Origin of the sequence: Priestia sp. SIMBA_032, from assembly GCF_046535215.1 — a bacterium.
In the GTDB taxonomy this organism is placed as follows: Bacteria; Bacillota; Bacilli; order Bacillales; family Bacillaceae_H; genus Priestia; species Priestia aryabhattai.
Window position 1 is genome coordinate 636,103 of the sequence record NZ_JAWRXD010000003.1, and the last position, 23,170, is coordinate 659,272.

Consider the following 23,170-nt stretch of genomic DNA (forward strand, 5'->3'; position numbering starts at 1 on the left):
TTTTATGCTTTTCTGCTTTCTGTCATTTGTTTCCAAACAGAACCTTTTGCTTCTTCTCCGCCTTCAATACGTTCAATTGCTAGCTTGATTTGTAAGTCTACCTCAAATTCTTTATCATTCTCTGCTGCTTTTAATGCAGGAAGAGCCGTCTCGTCCCCTACTTCGTATAAATACATAGCTGCACGCCAGCGCACAAGCTTGTTTTTATCACTAAGAGCTTCACACATTGCCGAAATACCTTCTTCAAAGCCTAAATCTGACATGCAGTCTCCGGCAGTACGGCGCACAGTGACTGATTTATCTTTTAATGCTTTGTATAAATAAGGTAGTACTGTTTTTGATTCAATCATTCCTAAATAGACGGTAGCTAAGCGGCGAATAGATGCTTTTTCATCATCAAGCGCTTTATTTAAAACGTCTAAATCAGCTTCTGTTGGATCCATTTGTTCTAAATGGGCATAGCGCACTGACCAATCTTTGTCTTCTAGCATCTCTTCTGTAACTTTATAGGTTTTACGCGGCTGTACGGTTTTTCCGCCTTCTTTTTCTTCCTGTGCATTAGCTACAAGGCGAGTTAATCTTTCTTGAGGATATGCTGCTGCTAATTCTTCGACTACTTCGTCTCCGATAGCCGCTAACTCTCCGTAACGAACGCCTTGTTCTTTCCATTTCCGTTCTAACACTACATTATCTGAAAAGCTTTGAAGCTCTGCTACCGCTTTTGCGAATCGTTCGGGCAGGCCAAAGCGCTTTTCTTCATTTCCGTCCGTTAATTTGACTTGCATCGGTACATTTTTGAACATTTGGACGGACACATTGACTTCACCAAAATGCTCATTCATTTTATGTTGTTCACTGTTACTTTGCAAATCTTCACCAAATGCTGCACGAACTTGCGGCAAAATTTGCTTCCAATCATATTTGGCATTTCGTTCTACTGCTAAGAAGTCCGCTACGTGGTATACTCCTTTTACCCCTTCTACTTTTAAAATATCTTGAACAACTTCCGGGGCCGCTTCAGCATTCTTTTTCGTATAGTTATTGCTTTTTCCGCCTGATAACACTTCGTCTAAATTAATTTTCATTGTATTCGGACTTGGCGTTGGCTCAATTGATTTAATGTTCATGTCGTATCGTACTCCTCTCATTAAAATTGTAGCATGTGGCTTATACTCAGTCTAACGACTTGTTTACGCGTTTTCAATTTCTTCAATCAGCTCTGAAAGCTCTGCCCAGCGATCAAGCAGTGTACTTAATTCTTCATTTGCTTTTTCTTGTTCTAACGATAGGTTATGCGCTTTTGTATAATCGCTGCCCACCTGTTCAATTTCACTTGTTAAGCGTTCAATTTCTTCTTCTTTTGCTGCAATATTACCTTCGATTTCTTCCCATTCTTTTTGTTCTTTATACGTTAAGCGACGCTTTTTCGTTTTCTCCGGCTGTTTTGGCTTTTCTTCTTTCACTTTAGCCTGCTGAACCACTGCCTGCTTCTTCTTCATCGCTTCTTCCAATTGATCCGTATAAGCGCCAAAATAAATCGAAATGTTTCCTTCTCCTTCAAAAACTAGTAAGTAATCTGCTACTTTATCCAAGAAATAGCGATCATGTGATACGGTTATAACGACACCTGGAAATTCTTCGAGGTAGTCTTCAAGCACCGTTAGCGTTTGAGTATCCAAATCATTAGTCGGCTCATCTAGAAGCAAAACATTTGGCGATGTCATTAATAATTTCAATAAGTATAAACGACGGCGCTCTCCTCCGGACAACTTTTGAATTGGTGTTCCGTGCGTATGTGAAGGAAATAGAAATCTTTCGAGCATTTGCGACGCAGAGATCATTTTTCCATCCGTCGTATGCACAACTTCTGCCGATTCTTTAATATAATCAAGCATGCGTTGATTTAAGTCCATATCGTCGCTTTCTTGGGTATAGTAAGCAACTTTAACCGTTTGTCCTCTGTCAATTTCACCGCTATCCGGCTCAATTCGCCCTGCAATCATATTCAAAAGTGTAGACTTTCCGCTTCCATTTTTTCCGACAATTCCAATCCGGTCTTGTTTTTTCACAATGTGCGTAAAGTCTGAAAGAATGATTTTATTTTCATACGTCTTAGACACATCTTTTAATTCAAACACTTTTTTCCCAAGGCGGCTGCCTGCTAAACTTAAATCCAGTGATTCTTTTTCAGAAGAATCGAGCTTCCCTTCTAATTCATCAAATCGTTGAATACGCGCTTTTTGCTTAGTCGTACGCGCTTTTGCTCCTCGGCGAATCCAAGCCAATTCATTGCGATATAAGTTGCTTAATTTTGCTTGAGTTGCCTTTTCCTGCTCTTCTCGAATCGCTTTTCCTTCTAGAAAAGCAGCATAGTTTCCTTTATAGCTATATAAATTCCCACCGTCTAACTCAAAAATTCGATTTGTAACAGCATCCAAGAAATAGCGATCATGAGTAACAAGCAATACGGCTCCTTGATATTTGGATAAATATTCTTCGAGCCATTTAACCGTCTCATAATCCAAGTGGTTAGTCGGCTCATCTAAAATTAATAAATCAGGTGTTTGAATTAGGCTTTGCGCAATTGACACGCGCTTTTTCTGTCCACCTGAAAGCTCACCGATTTTTGTACTCATATTTGAAATCCCCAGCTTCGTCAAGATCGACTGTGCGTTAGAATTGGCTTCCCACGCGTTCATCGCATCCATTTTCTGCTGTAAATCGTACAATGTTTGCTGGTTTTTCTCGTTTGCAGAATCTTGCTCTAACGCAAACAGAGCTAGCTCATAGTTTTTTAATAAGTTAAGAAGAGGCGTATCTCCGCTGAAAACTTGCTCCAAAACCGTTAAGTCTTCATCAAAATCTGGATGCTGCGGTAAATACGTCACGCTGTAGTCTTTAGCATGAACAATATCCCCTTCATCTCCAAGCTCTAAACCTGCGATAATTTTAAGAAGCGTTGATTTCCCTGTTCCGTTTACACCGATTAAGCCGATTCGCTCATTTTCCGTAATGGTAAATGTTAGCTGATGAAACAGCTCTTTTTCTCCATATGTTTTTGTTAAGTTTTCAACAGTCAGCATTTTCATAATGATAATTCCACTCTTTCTTAAATTGAACTAAAAATTCTTTCATATATGTATGTCGCTCTTGCGCTAGAGACCGTGCTGTTCGAGTATTCATTAACGCAGTCAGCTTTAATAACTTTTCATAAAAATGAGCAATAGCCGTTGACTTCCCGTGCCTGTATTCTTCTTCCGTCATCTCACTTCGTACAGCACCGTTTTCATCATACAGAGCCGTGCCTTTAGAACCTGCATACATAAACGTACGTGCGATACCAATTGCACCGATCGCATCTAAACGATCTGCATCTTGAACAATTTGACCTTCAAGCGTGGCCATAGCCGGACGGTTTCCGCCTTTAAATGACATCGTTTGTAAAATGTGAACGATATGCTTGCAGTTCTCTTCTTCTACCTGTTGACTCTTAAGCCACTCCCACACTTCTTCGTACGCCTTTTCAACATCTTCCACTAGCTTATCATCTACCACATCGTGTAAAAGCGCGGCTAGTTCGATAACTTCTCGATTGCCGCCTTCTTTTTTATATAAAAGCACTGCATTTCGACGCACGCGATCAATATGCTGCCAGTCATGACCCGTCGTGTCGTGCGCAAGCTTTGCTTGAACCCACTTTTCCGTTTCCGCTATTTTATTCATTTGCTCACCTCAATTATATCCACCATTATTTTAGCACAAAGTAAGGCGCTCGTCTCACTGACAGCTAAGCACCCTCTGAAAACCCTTGCTGAAAATAAAAAACAGATGGAAATCCACCTGCTTTTACAGCAATTCTTTTATATCTTTTTGAATATCTTTTGGTGCAGTTTGAGGTGCGTATCGCTTCACAACTTCACCTTGACGATTCACTAAAAACTTTGTGAAATTCCACTTTATCCCTTTGGAACCTAGCAGGCCCGGTGCTTGTTCTGCTAAGTATGTAAATAACGGGTGTGCGTGCTCCCCTTTTACATCTACTTTTGCAAACATCGGAAACGAAACGCCATAGTTTAACTCGCAAAATTGTTCAATATCATTTGAACTTCCTGGCTCTTGACCACCGAACTGATTGCAAGGAAAACCTAGAACCGTTAGACCGTTTTCTTTTTCTTCTTCGTACAGCGCCTGCAAATCTTTATATTGAGGGGTGAAGCCGCATTTGCTAGCTGTATTCACAATCAACAGCACGTCACCTTGATAGTTAGATAGCGATACGTTTTCGTCTTTAATTGTTTTTGCCGAGTATTCATACACGCTCATCAAAACGCCTCCTTTTCCCTATTGTAATTCACTTTATTTCGGAAGTACAACTGAAACGCTCTTATGATTTGTCGTAAAGAACCTTTAGCTGATCAGTCGTTTGCAGCATATAATCAATCATCTCGATTAAATCTCCTACTTGATCTTCGTAAATAAATCGGTTAAAGGTTACCGCAATATTGTTTTCATATTCCCTTCCTCCAACTTCATGAGTAATACGCTGCTTAACAACTCTTGTTGTTCCCCAGATCCTCTCACACATTTCCTGTATATTTCGAAACTCAGCTTCTTCAAACGGTTTTTGTTTTTTTAGCTGAAAATGAATATAAACTGTACACCCTGGTTTTTCTACACGGGAAGGCGTTAATTCCGCATGAATGTTGTCTAAGTCGGTTGATAAAGTTAGCGACGCGGTACAGCAAAAATGCTGTTGAAAAGAAATGCGGTACGTTCGAGTAAACTGAGCTAAGTCTACAAAATCTTCGCGATTCGTAACAGATACTTGCCCAGACAAGTCAAGATCATAGATCTCTCCTTCTACAACCACTTTTAAATTATCAAATACAATTGGATCAAACATTTCAACTACTTCCTTTTTTTATAAAATGCGAACAGTCAGCTCTTCTTCTTTCTTACCAAATTAATTCATAACATACCTGTTATTTTGTTTTATATCATAAGAAAAGCGATGCCTCGGCATCGCTTTTCTCTTAAAAAATACCTAATGCATGTCCATTTTCGTCAATATCCATATTGAGCGCAGCAGGTTTTTTTGGAAGTCCAGGCATTGTCATAATTGAACCTGTTAGCGCCACGAGAAAGCCAGCTCCGAGCGAAGGACGGAATTCCCTTACCGTAATCTTAAAATCAGTTGGTCGCCCAAGCTTCGTCTGATCATCACTTAACGAATACTGTGTTTTGGCCATACAGATTGGCAGGTGATCCCATCCGTTTGCTTCAAATTGCTGTATTTGTTTTAACGCTTTTGGAGCAAAATCTACGCCTTGTGCTCCGTATACGGTTTTAGCAATAGCTTCTACTTTTTCTGGAATCGAAGCTGACACATCGTAAAGAGGAGAAAACTGACTTTCCGTCTCGTTCATGACTTCAAGAATTTTTTCAGCAAGCATGATTCCGCCTTCTCCACCTTTTTCCCATACTTCTGTTAAAGCAACTGGAACATTCTTTGAAGCACACCAACTCATAAGCGCTTCTACTTCACCTTTTGAATCTGTTATAAAACGGTTCACGGCTACAACATAAGGAACGCCGAATGCCTGAATCGTTTCAATATGTTTTTCAAGATTTTCAATTCCCGCTTCTAAAGCCTCAATGCTTTCTTCATTTAAACGCTCTTTAGGAACGCCCCCATGCATTTTCAGAGCGCGAATTGTCGCAACGATTACTACCGTTTCTGGTTTAATATCTGCCATACGAGCTTTAATATTTAGGAATTTTTCTGCGCCTAAATCTGCCCCAAATCCCGCTTCTGTTACTACATAGTCGCCTAGTTTTGCAGCCATTTTTGTTGCAATGACGCTATTGCAGCCGTGGGCAATATTAGCAAAAGGACCTCCGTGAATGAGGGCTGGAGTATGTTCCAATGTCTGTACAAGGTTTGGTTTAATCGCATCTTTTAAAAGAAGAGTAAGCGCTCCTTGTGCACCTAAATCTGCCACCGTTACAGGCTCATTGTCTATGTTATAAGCTACCACAATAGACGCTAAGCGACGCTTTAAATCTTGTAAATCTGACGCTAAGCAGAAAATAGCCATAATTTCTGATGCAACCGTAATATCAAATCCATCTTCTCGAGGAACACCTTGCATCGGACCACCTAATCCAACAACAACCTGACGCAGCGCGCGGTCGTTTAAATCCACCACTCGTTTCCACGTGATTTTACGTGTATCAATACGCAATTCATTGCCTTGATGTATATGGTTATCTAAAATAGCTGCCAGCGCATTGTTAGCTGTTGTGATGGCATGCAGGTCTCCAGTAAAGTGCAAGTTAATATCCTCCATTGGAAGCACTTGAGCATAACCGCCTCCAGCGGCACCTCCTTTAATTCCCATTACCGGACCAAGAGATGGTTCACGCATGGCTACAATCGCTTTTTTACCTAATCTATGTAATGCCTGAGCTAAGCCAACTGTCACTGTCGACTTCCCTTCTCCTGCTGGAGTTGGATTAATAGCTGTAACTAAAATCACTTTTCCATCTTGTTTTGTGTGTAAACGTTCCATAACGGACAAAGAAAGCTTGGCTTTATAATGTCCGTACGGCTCTAACTCGGCCTCTAAAATATCTAGCTGCTCGGCAATTTCTTTAACCGGTTTAATCGTTGCCTCTTGTGCAATTTGCAAATCACTTTTTATTTGCTTCTTAGTTGTCATATAATAACCCCTTTTCTGCTGAGAATTCTTTTTAAACACTTCATCAAGAAAGGATAAAATCCGTTTTCTGGGGGAGATATGAAGTTTAATAAATACAGGAACGACTGCGCTATAAGTTTTACTGAGTTTCAGTCACGCTAAAAAAGCATAGCAGCGCTCCAGTTTAACCTTATTGTACCATTTCATTTTAGCCATTACGCATATTAATGCTCTTTTTTTTCAAAATTCAATTGCTTAATATTCTGTATATTCCTATAATAGTATATTGTACATAAATGTTGAACCTCATCTTCACGTGAGAAAGAACATTTATACGCGTCATTACTTCGAAATCGAATAGGAGGAATTTTATTGCCTATTAATATTCCACGTGATCTTCCGGCAAAAGAAATTTTAGAAAAAGAGAGAATTTTTATTATGGACGACGTGCGCGCGGTTAACCAAGAAATTCGCCCGCTTAATATTGTTATCCTAAACTTAATGCCGGAAAAAGAAAAAGCTGAAACGCAATTATTACGTTTACTCGGGAACTCACCCCTGCAAGTGCATATTACACTTCTTTACACGGCAAGCCATAAAGCAAAAACAACGAGTAAAAATCACCTAGATCAGTTTTATAAAACGTTTGAACAAATTAAAGAACGGAAATATGACGGAATGATTATTACAGGAGCACCTGTCGAACATATACCATTTGAAGAAGTAAACTACTGGAAAGAACTTCAAGAAATTATGGATTGGTGTAAAACAAATGTGACTTCTACCCTTCATATCTGTTGGGGAGCTCAAGCCGGACTTTATCATCACTTTGGCATTGACAAGCGACCTCTTTCTGATAAATGTACGGGTGTATTTACACATGTTGTATCGAGTGAAGAACCAATTAAGCTGCTGCGAGGATTTGATGATGTCTTTTATTCTCCTCATTCCCGTCACACTGATGTAGACATGAATGAAGTACAAAATCATCCTGGCCTTGAGCTTCTTTCCTATTCTGAAGAAGCTGGTGTGTATATGGCGATGTCTAAAGACGAAAAGTTTGTTTTCGTTACAGGGCACCCAGAGTACGACGTTCAAACACTGCAAGAAGAATTTCTTCGAGATACAGAAAAAGGACTAGAGCCAAAGCTTCCGGAACACTATTTCCCAAACAATGATCCCGACAAAAAACCTTTAAAAACTTGGCGCTCTCATGCCAACCTATTGTTTATGAATTGGTTGAACTATTATGTTTACCAAGAGACTCCTTATCTGTGGGAATGAAAGAATCGAGCGGCCGTATTTCAAACATAAAAAACGACAAGTCCTTATATGGATTTGTCGTTTTTTATGTCCTGCTGTTCTCTTTTTAACGTGGATAATTATATGTATGTTCTTCTCGCAACCCGCTATAAAGAAGTATTTTCCTCCTCCAGATTCAACATTTCTTTTTTGTAAATAGCTATGTTTTCTTTTTGTATTTTTCATTTAGAACATAGTTTTATCAAATAAATAAAACACAATCTCCTAACAGATTGTGTTTTACAGTTCTTTAATATATTCAATGACCGAATCTGGAAATTTGTTTCGAATTCCGCAATTCCCACAATAAAATCCGCTATATTCGTCTGTCGCAACGTACTGTCTTAAAAGAAACAATGTTAACCTGTTTGGGAGACCGCATTCTGTGCAAAACGCCAGGTATTTGCTGCGCTGTCTGTTTGCTGACATACGTTTCATCCTTTCGATTAAACATAGAAAGCGTTTTCTTATTTATATGGAGCTTTCTTATTAGTTTATGACAGCAATTACGGTCTATCTCCAATTATTGTCGCGACGAGAAGGGCGGAATAAACGCAGAATTAAATTAATTACAAGTACAATAGCCAAAATGTTAATTAATAACCCAAAAATTCCGCCCAGTGCACCCATATGACCAAGCAAACCGCCAAATAACATTCCTGCCAGACCGCCATAAAGCAGTCCACGGGCGAACCCTCCTCGTTTTGAACGGGTAACGCCTCGATTTACAGTTCCATTTCTGCGGTTGGAAAAATTAGATCTCGGCTCATTTTGTCTAACGCTCGGCTGTCTATTAAACGACCGCTTCCCCGAACGATACGACCTTGCACTTACCTTATAGTCATCGTGATAGGAAATATATTCAGCTAAGGGAGATAAACTTAGCGAAAAAATCAATGCTACGGCAATCATTATTTTTTTCATCTTCTTTTTCCTTTCTTCACCTAATAGTAACTGTTTATTATAGTGCGCTGTTTCATGCATATCATACGTTTTGACAGAAAAGGGAAACTCAGCTTCATACAAAATTTTTAATCGGGTATCATAACGTTATACTTTGCCCTAGAAAGGAGCGTGCATGTACATGATACGAAGAATTAGTATACTGCTTTTCATACTGTGCTTCTTATTTAATGGAGTCCTTCCTGCACTATGTAAAGCGGAACAAGTAAAAAATGTAGCTGTGCGTGACCGTTTGCTTTATCAAGGTAATAACCACCTAAAGCAAACCGCCCTAACATTTGATGATGGACCGGATCCGCGCTTTACTCCACATGTATTGGACCAATTGAAAAAGCATGGTATTAAAGCAACCTTTTTTCTTATTGGGGCAAAAGCTCACGAACATCCTGAGCTGGTGAAGAGAATGGTAGCTGAAGGTCATGCTGTTGGGATTCATACCTATTGGCACCCCAATTTATTAAAAGAATCGACTGAAAAGTTTCACTGGGAAATTGCCAAAACTCAGGCTATTATTAAAAACATTACCGGGTTTGAAACACAGCTGTTTCGTCCTCCATATGGAAATTTAACGCAAGAAATGATCAGCGAGCTGCCAAATGAAAATGTCTATGCGATTAACTGGTCTTCTGATTCATTAGACTGGAAGCAAATCCCAGAAGCGGAAATCACCAAGAATGTATTTAAGAACATGCACGCTGGAACAATTGTTTTGATGCACGACGGCGGCCATTGGACCATGGACCTTTCCAACACCGCAAAGTCGCTGGATACCATCATTCCTAGACTTAAACAAGAAGGATATCATTTTGTGACCGTTCCAGAACTTTTGCACATCCCTTATCCAAAAAATTAAGCTCCAACGAGTTTCTGATTTAGAAACTCGTTGGAGCTTTACGATTTCCCTTAATAGAAAGTAAATGTGCCCCTACAAAAAGCACGTGTCAAAAGATCTAATTCAAATCCATCTTAAAACTCAAAAATATGCCTTATTCCTTCAAAACGTTATCATACTAAAGATATAAAATGAGGCATTCTTTTTTTTGTTCCATCGCTCTACAATAAAGGGAATTTACGAATAACCTCTAAAATAGGTTTTAAGTTGCATGATTAGGAGTAAATATTACTATAACTACTCTCATATTTTTAGACAAGCTGCATATGTATAAAATGAGAGAGTCGAACGCATTCCACATATCCCTAAATTTCTTATTCTCACAAAAAAATTGACGAACTTTTTTTGTCAACAGGTGCGTATAGATATGATAGAATTCCTATATAATGACCTGGATTCATTTCTAAACAAGGAGTTTTGACTATGATTAATGAACAAGAGACGTTGTTATTTATTAAAGAACTTGGCCGCTTGTTGAAAGACTATCAAAACTGTTCAAACGCCTCTGTAAAAAGTGAAATATATAAAGATATCGTGTTGTTGAGCAATGTTATCCAGTTAGATCACGTGAACGTTTCTTATGCTTAGAAAATCCTTTTTATTTCTTTATAAATTTCAGTTTTTCTACTATAACTACAGAAAAGGAAGAAAGGAGACGATTTCCATCCATCTCTTTTCTTCCTTTTCTCGTTTTCGTGTTTTTATGGTTATTTAGAACATAGTTTTATTAAAATTTCCGTAGAGTTTTTCGAGTGTCTTCGGTCCAACTATTCCATCTACCTGCAGATAAAGGGCTTGTTGAAAAGCTTTTACCGCTTTGAAAGTGGAAGACCCGAATATACCGTCTGCTCCTCCAAAAAGAGAATAACCTAAGTGAATAAGCATACGCTGAATTAACTGTACTTGATTTCCTCGATCTCCGTATTTAATTAGCACTCTTGAAGCCTTTTCCGTCTGTTTCTCGGGTGTTTTTCCACTTCGAAGCTCCGACAAAGATAAACCGAATGTATATTGAAAATGAGGATAATCTTTTAAACTTTTCCAATCTCCTCCCCATTCCAACCCGATCCTTTTTCCTACCTCTCCCGCTTTGTTCCACCTTCGACCAATGGTCCAGTCAACTTCTCCGTTGTTATCAAGCAGCGCAATATCAAAAGCTAGTCCATAATTATGATAAGAATAGCCGCCTTTGGCATTAGTCACGATAATTCCTGGTGTTGTTCGGCCTTGTGAATATAGTTTATGCTGCTGCTCTATCGATCTAAATCCTTCAGTGATCACAACAAATATGCTTTCTTTATATGCTTGCCTAATGAGCTCGTACGATTTTTCTTGCACCATTTCATGTACATTCTGCAACTTATTTTCTGCTTTTTTTAACAGCTTGTCTAATGATAAATCGCTCATACTCCCCACTCCTTAACTAGATGGCTTCTCCTTATATATACGTATAAGACGAACTCTAAGGGAGCATCCAGTATCGGTTTATGCGGGAAGTAGTTAAGTAGTGCAACAGTGCCGCCTGCTGTGTAGAGCTACTCTTATTTCAGTACCCAGTGGCTAATAGCCTTCGCTACTCCACTATTGACATTTGTATCTGTCACCCAGTCCGCTGCTTCTTTTACAGCTTCCTGAGCATTTCCCATGGCTATTCCACAACCTGCCGCTTCAATCATAGCCATATCATTTAAGCTGTCTCCCATTGCAATGACTTCATCCATTGAAATGCCCAAACGGTCACATACGGTCATGATTCCTTTTGCTTTGTTAATACCAAGTGCATTAATTTCTAAATTCGTTAAACTAGAGTTGCTGATTTCAAAATCTGAAATGCCTGCTATTTGTTTCAGCACTTCTTCTCGTAAAGCATCATCTGGAATATCGTAGCCAAACTTCAGCCATTCCTGTGAAGCAATATCTTCTGGAAATTCATCTCTCCATACTTTATCCGTAGTCACAGCCCAAAAGTTAAGCTTATGATTTTGCGTTAAATTCCACATTTTCTCAATGTGTGAAGCATCAATTAACTTTCGTTCTACAAGCTGTCCAGATTCATCCCAAATTTCACTTCCGTTTACTGTAATAAGGTAAGAAGACAGCTGAAGAGACTGCGCGTATTCACGGCATGTTAAAAGAGATCGCCCCGTGCTTAATACCACATGAACACCTTGTTCTTGAGCTTTAGCAATGGCCGCACGATTTTCTTCAGAAATTTCTTGCTGATTGTTCAGCAGGGTTCCATCCATATCTAGTGCAATCAGTTTAAATTCTTTCTTTTCATTTGTGTGCATCTTTCTCTCTCCTTCTCATCAGTAGTAAGTATGACAACATTACGCTGAGCATTTGGCTTATACTATGTAACTCTTACTATAACTGTAGCACAAGAGCATTTCACTCTGCATCAGATAAGCGCTAAAATGGTCAATTATTCTATGGGGAATAATTGAAGGAAAGCAGCATACCTTTGCCGTAATTTATATTTAACGCTTTTCATTTTTATTTATTTCAACTAGAATTTTGGTAAAAGGATGTGAATGTTATGAACACTATTATTTCACCAGCTGACTTACATATTGCATTACAGCAACCCCAACACTCTATTGTGTTGCTTGACTGCCGATTTACCCTTGGAAATCCTGAGGCAGGAGCAGATGCTTATCAAAATGGGCACCTCCCGGATGCTCATTATTTGGATTTAGAAAAAGATTTGTCCTCTGTGGCTACTTCTCATGGAGGCAGACACCCGCTGCCTGATGTTCAAAAGCTAGCTCAGAAGCTCGGCAGCTTAGGAATTAATGCTGATTCCAGAGTCGTCGTTTATGATGAACAAAACGGAATGATGGCTTCAAGAGCATGGTGGCTACTGCGATATATAGGAATTGAATACGTACAAATTTTAAATGGAGGTTTTAACAACTGGAAACAATCAGGATATAAAACAACTAAGAGCGTTCCAGCAGCTTCTCCTCAAACTTTTGTACCTTTCGTTCAACAAGATTGGGGACTTGCAGGAGTTGAATACGTAAAAGAGAATCTTCATAATCCTAATGTTGTTCTTGTCGACTCTCGTGAAAAAAAGAGATATCTCGGCTTAGAAGAACCCATTGATTTTGTAGCAGGACATATCCCAGGCGCCATTCATTCTTTCTGGCAAGATGTGTTAACTTCAGAAGGCTTATGGAAAACAGATAAAGAGTGGCAGGAAATGTTTTCAGCTATTGATTCTCACGCTGAAATCATTGTATACTGCGGATCGGGTGTATCTGCCTGCCCTAACGTTTTAGCTTTAAAATCAGCAGGTTTTCCAAATGTAAAATTATATGCCGGCAGCTGGAGCGATTGGATTAGCTATCGTGACAATCCCATTGAGAAAAACAGCTAGCCAAAGAAGGCTCAGTCTCACCAAAAGTATAGGGACTGAACCTTCTTTTTTGTATTTTTCTTATTAGCCGCATGCTATTTACTGAGCCTCAACATAAAATCATGAAGCCGATCTAAGGTAAGCAAGTTTTGATTACATGCTTCGCTATCTTGACAAATATAATTTCCTCGTTGGGTAAATGTTCCTTGAACAGTTCCTTTGATTTCAGCAGTGAACATACCGACTTCCTCGTAGCTGTGGCAAAGTGTGCATATTCCCTTCTGGTTGATAGGTTTAAACGTTCCTTGAATACCTTTTAGCTTCTGAGTATAGAGATCCTGAGCTATGATAAACTTTTTGTTTGAGCCTTTATCGATCCAGCTAATATAGGAAATGCTCGTTAGATCAATGCTATCAGCAGAAGGGGCTTTTAATTTTTTCACTTTTGGAAACAACTTTTTTACGCCAGCTTCTGTAAAAGATTTGAATGGAATCACGTAAGGCTTTATCGTTTCTAAAAACACCTCTGCTTGCTCCTTATTTCTAACTTCAGCAACTGGTAGCAGCAATTCTTCCTGTTCCGCGCTAAGAACATCAAACGCATGTAAGACTTTTTCTTTTGCAAGAGCTTTTAAGGCCAGCAGCACATCGGAATTATTCACTGTTCCATGCCCGTTGGTAAGGATTTGCGTTTGGCTTTTGATAAAGTTATATTGATCATTTCTTATAAACGCTTCCACTTTCTTCACTCCTTCTTCATTTAATCAGCTACTTTTTACTTTACCGTATGGATTACTTTTACGAAATGTAAAAAATAAATCAGAATTAAACTATACCTAAAAAAGCGCGGGCATTCAGTCGCCAGCGCTTGATTTTTACCGTTGCTTTTTATATACAATTTTTTTGATGGTTTCGGTTGATAAAAAGTATTCACGGGCTAGTTCTTCAATTGAAGTTCCTTTTTTAAACAACTTTTTAATCCGTTCGTTTCGCTCGTCAATCAACTTTCTTCCACCAGAGCAAGTTCCCCATTTTCTTTTTGCCTTCTGCGGCTTTGGAATATAAATGGTTTCTCCTTGAATGTATTTTTGAATTTCACTAATCAGCTCTTCAGGTAAAATATTTGTTGCTTTTACATACGTCATTTCTGCCAGCTCCTTATGTGATTTTGCTTATACAATAAGGGGCAAAGCCGTATATATTAGAAATGAGATATGCTCGGTTAGGCGATGTATCTTACTAAACCGTCCACCCCATGCAAAGTATCGCCTCTCTAATATCAGGCTTTGCATGAGACGCTGCAGTATCCGGTAAATATCTTTTATTTACCATTTATTACACCTCCGCTTTACATCGAATGTAAACCATACTTGTAGAAAATTACAATTATTGGCTCATGTTTTATTATAAGCTATCTATAATCTTGCACACAACATCTTCTTACTTATAAAGATGACACAATAAACAAAACGAACTTGCAGTGAGCTCGTTGTTCTCCCTGCAAGTTCGTTTTGTTTTTGTTATGAACGCTTCTGTTTTTTATTAGCTGAACTGCTTTGAACACCTTGTTCAGAAGTGGTCGTCCCTTGTCCTTCTACATTAGGTGAACCTAGCTCTGATTTTGAGCGGTCTTTTTTAATTTTACTCATGTCACTCACCTCCAGTTTGTAGTGTACCCTTTGTACAGCTACATATAAGGAGACGTGTGCTGTTTTTATTGTTTCTTGAGCATAAATAACCATAGAAACGTCAAGGCTTGTTTTAATTCGTGTGAAAGCTGTCCAATCAGCTTATCTGTAACGTTTCGCTTATATACACCTTCGCCATCGATTACTTCCCATCCATTTTCTTTTGCAAGCTGTTCAAACTCCCACGGCATCATCGTATTGCAAATAACGTCTTCCCCATATAGTCTTTGATAACTATTAGTACGTGGCTGAGCAGTTGGCCCAAGGATACCTACACATGCATATCCTCCTCGTTTTACAACTCTGTGCAATTCCTTCAGAGCTAATCGCGGGTGCTCAGTCCATTCTAGGGCGTTTATTACCATAACCCCTTCTACTGATTCAGAAGACAGCGGGAGCTTCATAATATCAGCTTGAGCGAACGACAAGTTTTCACTTTTATGCAGCTCGGATGCTTTTTGAACCATTTCTTCTGATAAATCAAGACCGATTGCTTTATATCCAGAAGCGGCTAGAAGTGATGTCCCAAACCCATCACCACAGCCGACGTCTGCTAGCAAAGCGCCTTTTTTAAGATGTTTTTGAATGAATGGAATCACTGTTTTCCGGCTTCCGTTTTTCCACATTTCTTCACTTCGGCTATTCCAAAATGATACTTTTTGGTTCCACTCGTCTTGAGCTTGATCATGCCAATTAAATGTTGTCATTTTTTATCCCCTTTGCACTCTTTTCTTTACCTTATCACTTTTTACAATGAATAAAAACGACTATTTCAGCAACCATATAGATGTAAAGGAAGGTGTTTATGTGTATGAAAGAACGTTTCGTTGCAGTACGTAAAAATGCAGACGGTGACCTCTTAGAATTCCAAACGGCTTCAGGAGACGTTTTAACCTATGAAGAAGCGTTAAAGAAAGTAGAAGCCGGGGACGTTGAGCATGTGAGTACCTTTGTAGGGAAAGACGGCGGTACGTATATTCGCAGCATTCCTGATCATGACAAAACAAATAATCTCGATGCATTGCCATCGTTTTAAAGGAGAATGAAGATGACTAAAAAGAATAACAAAGGAAGCGCTAATCAAAGTAATCCAAAAACACAGCACCACCTTGTAGAAATGGGTGAAGAAATTTCAAGCGGGGATAATTCAAAGGGAAACAAACGCAACAAAGATCAGTCAAGTAAAACACAATAAGAAAAAAGCCGTGCTTCTTAGCACGGCTTTTTCTTATTAATGTTGGCTAGGAAGACCTAATGTTGAAAAATCTCCTGTTGCTACGCTTGTTCCAACTGAAGCAACACCTGCTACTAATGTAAACGCTAATGCCATACCGACTAATACTTTTTTCATAATTATTTCCTCCTCTTTCTTTGATTTGACTCTAGTGTATCACAGGATAAAAGTAGATGAATTCCTTTCTATCAGCATTTATCACCTTAAAACCATGGATTTTCTCCATTTTGATAGAAATTTCTCAAAAATTATAATGATAGGAATATTTCAAACAAATAGAGCTTCAAGTTCTTTTTCTACTAGCTTGACGAATCGCTCGTTTCGTTGCAAGGTAAAAATGGTCATAGACTTTTCCATATATTCTTTACCTTGTTCAATTTTTCCTAATTTGATTAAGCTCTCTCCTGCTTGGTAATGAAGTTCTCCAAATAAATACATTGATTCATTACTAATGCACAAATCGATTCCTCGGTTGCTATATATTAATGATTCATCATAGTTACTCATATCTCCAAGCGTTTTGGCAAGTGCATTTAAAATTCTGATTTTTATATTTTCGTCTTTTGTTTGGGGCAGCTCATTTAAGCTTTTGAGTGCTGTTTGATATGTATCTAGAGCCTGTTCATACTCTTTCTCTTCATAAAGAATAATCCCAATGCTATTTAAAATTTCAATTTCTCTTTCTTTATAAAACGTTGCCGATTGCTTAGTAAGCTCGATCGCTTGGTACAATTTAGACAGCGCATCTTCTTTATTATGATGAATGTAATACACGCAAATACCTTCGTGCCACATTAAAAATTGCTTGTTCAGCGGATTTTGAAACAGGGGACTTTCTTTTTCTTTTACAATGATATTATGAATAGCATCATAATCTCTCTGACGAATATATTGACGAATTAACGATTGAACCGCATCTACGTAATCAAGTCGAGGTGATTCTACACTATCAAAAAAGTAGTTAACATCTACGCCAAGGCGCTTAGAAATTTTATAGAGGGTAATGCTTGATGGATATTCTTCACCATTTTCAATTTTGCTGATTTGCGCTTGTGTACAAATGTCTCTTGATAATTCTTGTTGTGTCAACCCTGCCATTTTGCGAAGGTCTCTCATAACACTCCCAATTCTATACTCTCTCATCTCTTTTCTCACCCTTACTTTCACATAATATATTCTCTCTATAAACATATAGTGCTTTTATTTAGATAGTCAACTGTAAACACGTTAAAAATTTATGCAATGTTTCGAAATTGACCATTCCCTATAATAGCAAATTAATCTATAAGAGTAAAATAGTGTATTATTTCTCTTCTCTAAAAAATCCTGCCAAAAAATGAGATTGAGACATAGCTACATCGATCCAATCTAAAGACGAACACATGGGATAAATGATCTGAACTGCTTGTGATACCATAGTTGATTTCCGTGCAAGACTTCGCTTTCCGCGGGCGAGCGCTGAGCCTCCTCGTCGCTTGCGCTTTATGCGGGGTCTCATCTGTTCCGCTTTTCCCGCAGGAGTCTTCGCCTTGCCCTCCAATCAACTGCTAGAAGCACCTGCATACATGAAACCTACGTTCACCATAACAGCAAAAGATCCGAACGATAAATCGTTCGGATCTTCCTTCAACTAACATATTTTTGTTCCAGCCTCATTCACATTTTTTGTTTATAAACAGGATATCCAACAAATTTAAAATCTTTGCCGATTGAAGTGACAGAAAGACGCTCCACGTCCACTGCGTCCCACATTTTTTCTACGCCTTTTCCTTCTAGGAAAGTAGGAGCTTCTTTTCCTCCTGAAAGCTTTGGTGCCATATATAGTACCAATTTGTCAATTAAGCGATTTTCCAGGAATGCGGCATTCACTTCCCCGCCTCCTTCAATTAAAAGAGACGAAACGAATTTCTCACCTAGTATAGAAAGCATATCCTCAAGATTTACTTTGTCCTCACCGCTTGTGACAAATACTTCGACGCCTTGCTTTTCGAGCTGTTCTTTTTTTTCTTTTGAATAGCTCTGACTTGTAAATACCCATGTTGGGGCTAAAGAATCCGTTGCTAACTTGGAATCAAGGGGCATACGCAGCTTCGAATCCATCACAATACGAATTGGGCTTCGGCCACCTTCGATGCGAGTTGTCAGCTCGGGGTTGTCCTTAATGACCGTGTTCACCCCTACTAAGATACCCGCCGTTTCATGACGCAGCTGATGTACATCCAAACGAGCTTCCTCAGACGTAATCCACTTGCTGTGAGAAGAAGCGGTTGCTATTTTACCGTCTAACGTAATCGCTGACTTTAATGAAACAAACGGTTTCTTCATTACAATATACTTATTGAAGACCTCATTCATTTGACGTGACTCTTCTTCACATACACCTGTTATGACCTCAATGCCTGCGGTTTCTAAAATTTCAACTCCATTACCTGCTACTAAAGGATTGGGGTCTAAAGTTGCTATGACCACTTTTTTTACACCGGCTTCAACTAGCGCTTCAGCACAAGGACCTGTACGTCCGTGGTGTGAACAAGGCTCTAGCGTTACGTAAGCAGTCGCTCCTTTTGCTTGTTCACCAGCCATTCGCAGCGCGTGAATCTCAGCGTGTGGTTCGCCAGCTTTTAAATGCGTACCAATTCCAACGATTCGATTATCGTTTACAATGACCGACCCTACAAGCGGATTTGGCTCTGTTTGTCCTTTTGTTGCTTTTGCGTTTTGTAAAGCTATATTCATATAAAATTCGTGATTGATCAAAGAAGAACCTCCTCTTTTAAGTGTCCTGAACGTTTGACTTTAGTATCTAAATACTTTTCATTAAACTGAGATACATCTCCCCAAAGTGGAACGCGCCCTGATAAAAGTGCGCCGTTTTTCTCAAGCGCGATTAGCTTTTTCGGATTATTCGTAATCAGCGTAACCGGTTTTTGACGCAGCACTTTTAACACGCTGATTGCATCACTGTAGCTGCGAGTATCATCTTCAAATCCTAACCCTTCGTTCGCCTCTACCGTATCAAATCCGTTTTCTTGAAGAACGTATGCCATTGCTTTGCTGAATAGGCCAATGCCGCGTCCCTCGTGATTTGCTAAATAAAATAGCGCTCCGCTTCCATTTTCGACGATCATTTTCATAGACTGTTTTAATTGAAAACCGCAGTCGCAGCGTTTGCTTCCGAATATATCTCCCGTATGGCAGATGCTGTGCATACGAATGAGTGCCCCATGCGATTCTTGAAAATCTCCGTACACAAGAACACTGGATTGCTGCATGTCAGCTAAATTGGCGCCTTGCATTTTTTCAATAAGCTCTTTCGTACTTAAAGATCCTTCTTTTACATTATCAGAACGCAGCCATGAATACCAACTAAATACTTGTGTCTCGCCATCTAGATTCACAGGAAGCGTGATAGGTCCTACTATATAAATAAAATGATCATCATTTTTTACTACGTTAATTTTATCTTTTAAAATTGAAACAACTTTTTCGTTAATCACAGTCATTTCCTCCTCTTATGTGTCTTTCACTTATCTACTATTTGTTCATGTGCTCAATCTCTCACATGAACAAATAGTTTTTCTAGCACTTCACTATATTTATCTTTTTTAATTGATGTATCAGCTTACTAAAAGTAAGTGACTTTACTTGCTTAAAGTATTATATGACGATACATTTATCTTGTAAAGCTTTTATGCTCTTTTGGTTACTTTTAGTAATTAACTTCCTTAATTATATAAATTATATAATTAAAACGTAAAAACGTAAAGTAATTTATATTCTTTAAGTAATTAAATTACACAACACTAGATAAAATAGTGACTTTGCTTTATACTATAGGAAGAGAATGGAGGTAATAACATGGACGGTTTAGCACTCTGCCCGCGTTTTGAAAAGGCTGTTACTATACTAACGAAACGTTGGACGAGTTTGATCATTTTTCAGCTGCTTTCCGGCTCACAACGGTTTTCTCAAATGCAAGAAGCACTTCCCGTAAGCGGAAGGCTCTTATCCGAGCGCTTAAAAGAATTAGAACATGAAGGAATCGTCATTCGTACGGTTATTCCGGAAACTCCTGTTCGAATCGAGTATTCGTTATCCGACAAAGGATTAGCACTGGCGCCGGTAATTCAGGAAATTCAGACATGGTCCAGTGAGTGGATTACAAAAGAAGAAGTGGAATAAAAGAAATCTCTAAAGACATCAGGAGGGCTTCTATATCGATATGCTCACAGCCGTTTTCTTTAGAGCTCCATAAATAAAAAAGGCATACTCCCCGTGAGCACGCCTTTTTTTATTTATGTTATTTTCCTAATGACTCATTTTGAGAAATAATGCGCTGTTTCTGGCTTTTTCGACCGTGCAATACAAGGTATACTGCTATAGCTAAAAGAGCAATAATGGAACAGAACATATACATTCCTTTGTACCCGGCTGCTGTGGACAGAATGCCTAGCAAAAAGGATCCTAAGCCCATTCCAGAGTCAAAAAACACAAAAAACGTAGCTGTGGCAACACCTCGGCGATGAGGAGAAGCTTTTTTTACAGCAATGGATTGAAAACTCGATGTAATCGTTCCAAAGCCTAATCCAATAAACGCTCCAGCTAATAAAAATACCCAGCTTGTTGTCGCTTGGCTAAGCAAAAAGATACCGATAGCTAGAGATAAAATTGATGGGTATACCACGCTGTTTTCTCCGTATTGGTCAAACCATTTTCCAGTAAAAGGTCTAGAAGCTAATAAGCACACCGCGTATACAACAAAGAAAAAGCTTGAAGCTTGCGTAAAGCCCATTTCTTTTGCATAAATAGACACAAACGAAATAACACTTGCATATGAAAAAGCTACCACAAGGCCAGCAACAGAAATAGGCAGCGAACGGTATTCAAAAAACGCCGCAAGACCTTTAGCTGGCTGTATTTCATTTGTTGCAGAAGAAGCTTGCACCTCAGGTACACGAAGTACTAGACTGCATACTACTGCTAACACAGAAGATACAACCGCAACGGTAAAGACCGCTGTATGACCCAAAGTATTTGTTAACGTTAAGCCTACAAACGGACCCACTACCATCGCTAAGTTCATAAACGTCGCATAGTATCCCATCCCTTCTCCTTTTCTCTGTTCTGGGATTACATTTGCAACAATTGCTCCTGTAGCAGTTGTGCTCATTCCAAAACCAATACCATGAAGCACACGCAGCAGCAGCAGCGCTGATAATGAGTGGATATTCATATATAAAATAGAACCAATTAAAAAGATTAAGACACCTATTAACAGGACCTTCTTTTGTCCTAATGTTGTCATCCACTTACCGGCTAGCGGCCTGAACACAATGCCGGACACTAAAAAGATTGTCACAATTAGCCCTAGGCTTTGTTTACTTGCATGAAGTTCATCCGTTGCAAACAGCGGCAATGTGACAGTTAACATATAAAAAATGACAAAAACAAAAAAGCTAGTCAGTGAGACCGCTAAAAAATCTTTTGTCCATAATTTCGATTTCTGCATGATTTTCCTCCTTTTATTTGTTTATTCGTATCTATTTATTAAAACAAACTAAATCATAGTCCATAAATAATATGTATACGAATTATCTCAACTCAAACTATTATAGGGTTCATATATGTAAGTGTCAACATGTATTTATCGATTTCATTTTTCTATAGAAATAAATCGATAAATGAAACCTACATTCACCATCACAATAAAAAAATCCGAACGATTAATCGTTCGGACTTTCCTTCAACTAAATTACTTTTACCCCAGCCTCTTTTGTAAGCGTCACTTTTTTAAATGAGAAATAATTTGATCCGTTACTTCACTAGTAGTTGCGCTGCCTCCAACATCTGGTGTAATGATGCCCGACTCCGTCACTTGTTCAATACCCTCTAACAAATGACTGCCTAATTCTTGTTCACCGAAATGATCCAACATCATTTTAGCCGTCCAAATCTGTCCGATTGGGTTTGCAATTCCTTTTCCGACAATATCAGGAGCAGACCCGTGCACCGGTTCAAACATTGAAGGATATTTTCCGTTCACATTAATATTTGCAGCAGGAGCAACGCCAATACTCCCCATAATAGCAGCCCCGATATCTGTTAAAATATCTCCAAATAAATTGCTTGCCACAATGACATCAAAACGACTTGGATTTGTGACGAAAAAAGCTGCCAGCGCATCGATGTGCTGTGAGTCTGTTTCAATATGAGGATAACTTTTTGCAACATCTTGAAACACTTCGTCCCAAAACGGCATAGAATGAACAATTCCATTTGACTTCGTTGCGCTTGTAACCCTTGCTTTTCTTTTAGAAGCTAATTCAAATGCATAGCGCATCGCTCGTTCTGTTCCTTTTCGAGAAAAAACCGCATTTTGAATCGAAATTTGATTTTCTCCTTGATAAATCCGGCCTCCTACTTCACTGTATTCCCCTTCACTATTTTCACGAACAACGATTAAATCAAAGTCTTTTGGGTTCATTAGTGGAGATGCGATGCCTTTTAGCCTCTTGGCCGGACGAATATTAATTACCTGCTGAAATTCTCGACGAATCTTAATGAGCAGACCCCATAGCGACACGTGGTCTGGCACAAGATTTAAATTTCCTACGGCTCCTAAAAAAATTCCGTCAAAATCTTGAAGCTGTTTTAGCCCATCTTCAGGCATCATTTGTCCATACTTCAAATAATAATCACAGCTCCAAGGAAATTCTGTAAATTCAAATTTTAATCCCCCGTGAAGATCTGCAATCGTATGAAGGACCTTAACCGCCTCGGGCACAACTTCTTTCCCTACTCCATCTCCTGGTATGTTAGCTATTTTTAACGTTTTCATTAAAAATCCCCCTGCGTCTTTTATGTAAAAACTATCGGTCGACCGTCGACTGATATTATCTATTTGATTATACGTAAAAATAACGCTTTCATCAAGAAAATTCTGAATATATTCATTCTCTTCAAAAATTCAAAATTATTATGACTCTTATGAACAAGCGTATTATAATTAGGAAATAAATGATTATAACT

The 23,170-nt window shown here is 38.8% G+C and carries 26 protein-coding genes and 1 pseudogene; 7 read left to right on the forward strand and 20 right to left on the reverse strand.

The window, feature by feature from the left end:
- Positions 1-2: 2 nt before the first annotated feature.
- The 6 genes from SB717_RS13430 to SB717_RS13455 all read right to left on the reverse strand — a co-directional run bounded on the left by SB717_RS13430 (position 3) and on the right by SB717_RS13455 (position 6,722).
- Positions 3-1,127 carry a conserved virulence factor C family protein gene (locus tag SB717_RS13430; RefSeq protein ID WP_074682040.1) on the reverse strand — a complete coding sequence of 375 codons (1,125 nt, stop codon included), beginning with the start codon at positions 1,125-1,127 and terminating at the stop codon, positions 3-5.
- A 63-nt stretch (positions 1,128-1,190) separates the two neighbouring features.
- Entirely contained in the window at positions 1,191-3,089 is a 1,899-nt protein-coding gene (locus SB717_RS13435) for an ABC-F family ATP-binding cassette domain-containing protein (RefSeq protein ID WP_410903907.1), read from the reverse strand.
- Positions 3,070-3,723, reverse strand: coding sequence for an HD domain-containing protein (locus SB717_RS13440; RefSeq protein WP_074682044.1), 654 nt, complete (start codon positions 3,721-3,723; stop codon positions 3,070-3,072). Before SB717_RS13440 ends, SB717_RS13435 begins: the two co-directional genes overlap by 20 nt.
- 123 nt (positions 3,724-3,846) lie before the next feature.
- Complete coding sequence (locus SB717_RS13445; RefSeq protein WP_029714486.1) at positions 3,847-4,323, reverse strand: glutathione peroxidase; 477 nt, start codon at positions 4,321-4,323, stop codon at positions 3,847-3,849.
- Positions 4,324-4,384: 61 nt separating this feature from the next.
- Positions 4,385-4,903: a hypothetical protein gene (locus tag SB717_RS13450; RefSeq protein WP_410903908.1), complete on the reverse strand. Its 519-nt coding sequence runs from the start codon at positions 4,901-4,903 to the stop codon at positions 4,385-4,387.
- A gap of 130 nt (positions 4,904-5,033) precedes the next feature.
- Positions 5,034-6,722 carry a formate--tetrahydrofolate ligase gene (locus tag SB717_RS13455; RefSeq protein ID WP_410903909.1) on the reverse strand — a complete coding sequence of 563 codons (1,689 nt, stop codon included), beginning with the start codon at positions 6,720-6,722 and terminating at the stop codon, positions 5,034-5,036.
- A gap of 351 nt (positions 6,723-7,073) precedes the next feature.
- Here SB717_RS13455 and metA point away from each other — a divergent pair, with 351 nt between their 5' ends.
- The gene (gene metA / locus SB717_RS13460) at positions 7,074-7,985 is read left to right on the forward strand and encodes a homoserine O-acetyltransferase MetA (protein WP_016763824.1); all 912 of its coding nucleotides are present in this window, start codon (positions 7,074-7,076) and stop codon (positions 7,983-7,985) included.
- 258 nt (positions 7,986-8,243) lie between these two features.
- On the opposite strand, the gene SB717_RS13465 is transcribed toward metA, so the two are convergent.
- A complete protein-coding gene (locus SB717_RS13465) occupies positions 8,244-8,432 on the reverse strand; it encodes a hypothetical protein (RefSeq protein WP_074682048.1) in 189 nt (62 codons plus the stop codon).
- An 84-nt stretch (positions 8,433-8,516) separates the two neighbouring features.
- Positions 8,517-8,927: a hypothetical protein gene (locus SB717_RS13470; protein WP_074682221.1), complete on the reverse strand. Its 411-nt coding sequence runs from the start codon at positions 8,925-8,927 to the stop codon at positions 8,517-8,519.
- A gap of 160 nt (positions 8,928-9,087) precedes the next feature.
- On the opposite strand from SB717_RS13470, the gene SB717_RS13475 reads away from it, so the two are divergent.
- Positions 9,088-9,819, forward strand: coding sequence for a polysaccharide deacetylase family protein (locus SB717_RS13475; protein ID WP_029714490.1), 732 nt, complete (start codon positions 9,088-9,090; stop codon positions 9,817-9,819).
- 462 nt (positions 9,820-10,281) lie between these two features.
- Positions 10,282-10,446, forward strand: coding sequence for a hypothetical protein (locus SB717_RS13480; RefSeq protein ID WP_013056680.1), 165 nt, complete (start codon positions 10,282-10,284; stop codon positions 10,444-10,446).
- 123 nt (positions 10,447-10,569) lie between these two features.
- Here the strand turns inward: SB717_RS13480 and SB717_RS13485 are convergent, their stop codons facing one another.
- Both SB717_RS13485 and SB717_RS13490 read right to left on the reverse strand, forming a co-directional pair.
- Entirely contained in the window at positions 10,570-11,265 is a 696-nt protein-coding gene (locus SB717_RS13485; RefSeq protein ID WP_410903911.1) for a peptidoglycan-binding protein, read from the reverse strand.
- A gap of 134 nt (positions 11,266-11,399) precedes the next feature.
- The gene (locus tag SB717_RS13490; protein ID WP_410903912.1) at positions 11,400-12,149 is read right to left on the reverse strand and encodes a Cof-type HAD-IIB family hydrolase; all 750 of its coding nucleotides are present in this window, start codon (positions 12,147-12,149) and stop codon (positions 11,400-11,402) included.
- A 248-nt stretch (positions 12,150-12,397) separates the two neighbouring features.
- Here SB717_RS13490 and SB717_RS13495 point away from each other — a divergent pair, with 248 nt between their 5' ends.
- Positions 12,398-13,240 (forward strand): sulfurtransferase, encoded by an 843-nt coding sequence (locus SB717_RS13495; protein WP_410903913.1) that lies wholly within the window; start codon positions 12,398-12,400, stop codon positions 13,238-13,240.
- A 74-nt stretch (positions 13,241-13,314) separates the two neighbouring features.
- On the opposite strand, the gene SB717_RS13500 is transcribed toward SB717_RS13495, so the two are convergent.
- From SB717_RS13500 to SB717_RS13515, 4 genes are all read right to left on the reverse strand, one after another.
- A complete protein-coding gene (locus SB717_RS13500) occupies positions 13,315-13,959 on the reverse strand; it encodes a FusB/FusC family EF-G-binding protein (RefSeq protein WP_029714872.1) in 645 nt (214 codons plus the stop codon).
- Positions 13,960-14,094: 135 nt separating this feature from the next.
- Positions 14,095-14,373 (reverse strand): CD3324 family protein, encoded by a 279-nt coding sequence (locus SB717_RS13505; protein WP_285843091.1) that lies wholly within the window; start codon positions 14,371-14,373, stop codon positions 14,095-14,097.
- Between the two features lie 366 nt (positions 14,374-14,739).
- On the reverse strand, positions 14,740-14,868 hold the full coding sequence (locus tag SB717_RS13510) for a YuzL family protein (RefSeq protein ID WP_013056674.1): 129 nt from the start codon (positions 14,866-14,868) through the stop codon (positions 14,740-14,742).
- A gap of 65 nt (positions 14,869-14,933) precedes the next feature.
- The gene (locus tag SB717_RS13515) at positions 14,934-15,614 is read right to left on the reverse strand and encodes a class I SAM-dependent methyltransferase (protein WP_074682056.1); all 681 of its coding nucleotides are present in this window, start codon (positions 15,612-15,614) and stop codon (positions 14,934-14,936) included.
- 104 nt (positions 15,615-15,718) lie between these two features.
- Here SB717_RS13515 and SB717_RS13520 point away from each other — a divergent pair, with 104 nt between their 5' ends.
- Together SB717_RS13520 and SB717_RS13525 are read left to right on the forward strand one after the other, a co-directional pair.
- On the forward strand, positions 15,719-15,943 hold the full coding sequence (locus tag SB717_RS13520) for a DUF3892 domain-containing protein (protein WP_013056672.1): 225 nt from the start codon (positions 15,719-15,721) through the stop codon (positions 15,941-15,943).
- A 12-nt stretch (positions 15,944-15,955) separates the two neighbouring features.
- Complete coding sequence (locus SB717_RS13525) at positions 15,956-16,102, forward strand: hypothetical protein (RefSeq protein WP_013056671.1); 147 nt, start codon at positions 15,956-15,958, stop codon at positions 16,100-16,102.
- A gap of 306 nt (positions 16,103-16,408) precedes the next feature.
- Here SB717_RS13525 and SB717_RS13530 read toward each other — a convergent pair whose 3' ends face one another.
- The 4 genes and pseudogenes from SB717_RS13530 to SB717_RS13545 all read right to left on the reverse strand — a co-directional run bounded on the left by SB717_RS13530 (position 16,409) and on the right by SB717_RS13545 (position 19,638).
- Positions 16,409-17,284, reverse strand: a complete 876-nt coding sequence (locus SB717_RS13530; protein WP_074682058.1) for a helix-turn-helix domain-containing protein — start codon at positions 17,282-17,284, stop codon at positions 16,409-16,411.
- 160 nt (positions 17,285-17,444) lie between these two features.
- Positions 17,445-17,685 (reverse strand): annotated as a pseudogene (locus SB717_RS13535) (hypothetical protein).
- 112 nt (positions 17,686-17,797) lie between these two features.
- On the reverse strand, positions 17,798-18,898 hold the full coding sequence (ribD, locus tag SB717_RS13540; RefSeq protein WP_410903914.1) for a bifunctional diaminohydroxyphosphoribosylaminopyrimidine deaminase/5-amino-6-(5-phosphoribosylamino)uracil reductase RibD: 1,101 nt from the start codon (positions 18,896-18,898) through the stop codon (positions 17,798-17,800).
- Entirely contained in the window at positions 18,895-19,638 is a 744-nt protein-coding gene (locus tag SB717_RS13545; RefSeq protein WP_074682062.1) for a GTP cyclohydrolase II, read from the reverse strand. Before SB717_RS13545 ends, ribD begins: the two co-directional genes overlap by 4 nt.
- Before the next feature lie 361 nt (positions 19,639-19,999).
- Here SB717_RS13545 and SB717_RS13550 point away from each other — a divergent pair, with 361 nt between their 5' ends.
- On the forward strand, positions 20,000-20,323 hold the full coding sequence (locus SB717_RS13550) for a winged helix-turn-helix transcriptional regulator (RefSeq protein WP_014460492.1): 324 nt from the start codon (positions 20,000-20,002) through the stop codon (positions 20,321-20,323).
- Positions 20,324-20,441: 118 nt separating this feature from the next.
- Here SB717_RS13550 and SB717_RS13555 read toward each other — a convergent pair whose 3' ends face one another.
- Together SB717_RS13555 and SB717_RS13560 are read right to left on the reverse strand one after the other, a co-directional pair.
- A complete protein-coding gene (locus SB717_RS13555; RefSeq protein WP_029714866.1) occupies positions 20,442-21,650 on the reverse strand; it encodes an MFS transporter in 1,209 nt (402 codons plus the stop codon).
- Between the two features lie 273 nt (positions 21,651-21,923).
- Positions 21,924-22,979 (reverse strand): tartrate dehydrogenase, encoded by a 1,056-nt coding sequence (locus SB717_RS13560; protein WP_410903915.1) that lies wholly within the window; start codon positions 22,977-22,979, stop codon positions 21,924-21,926.
- Positions 22,980-23,170: the final 191 nt, after the last annotated feature.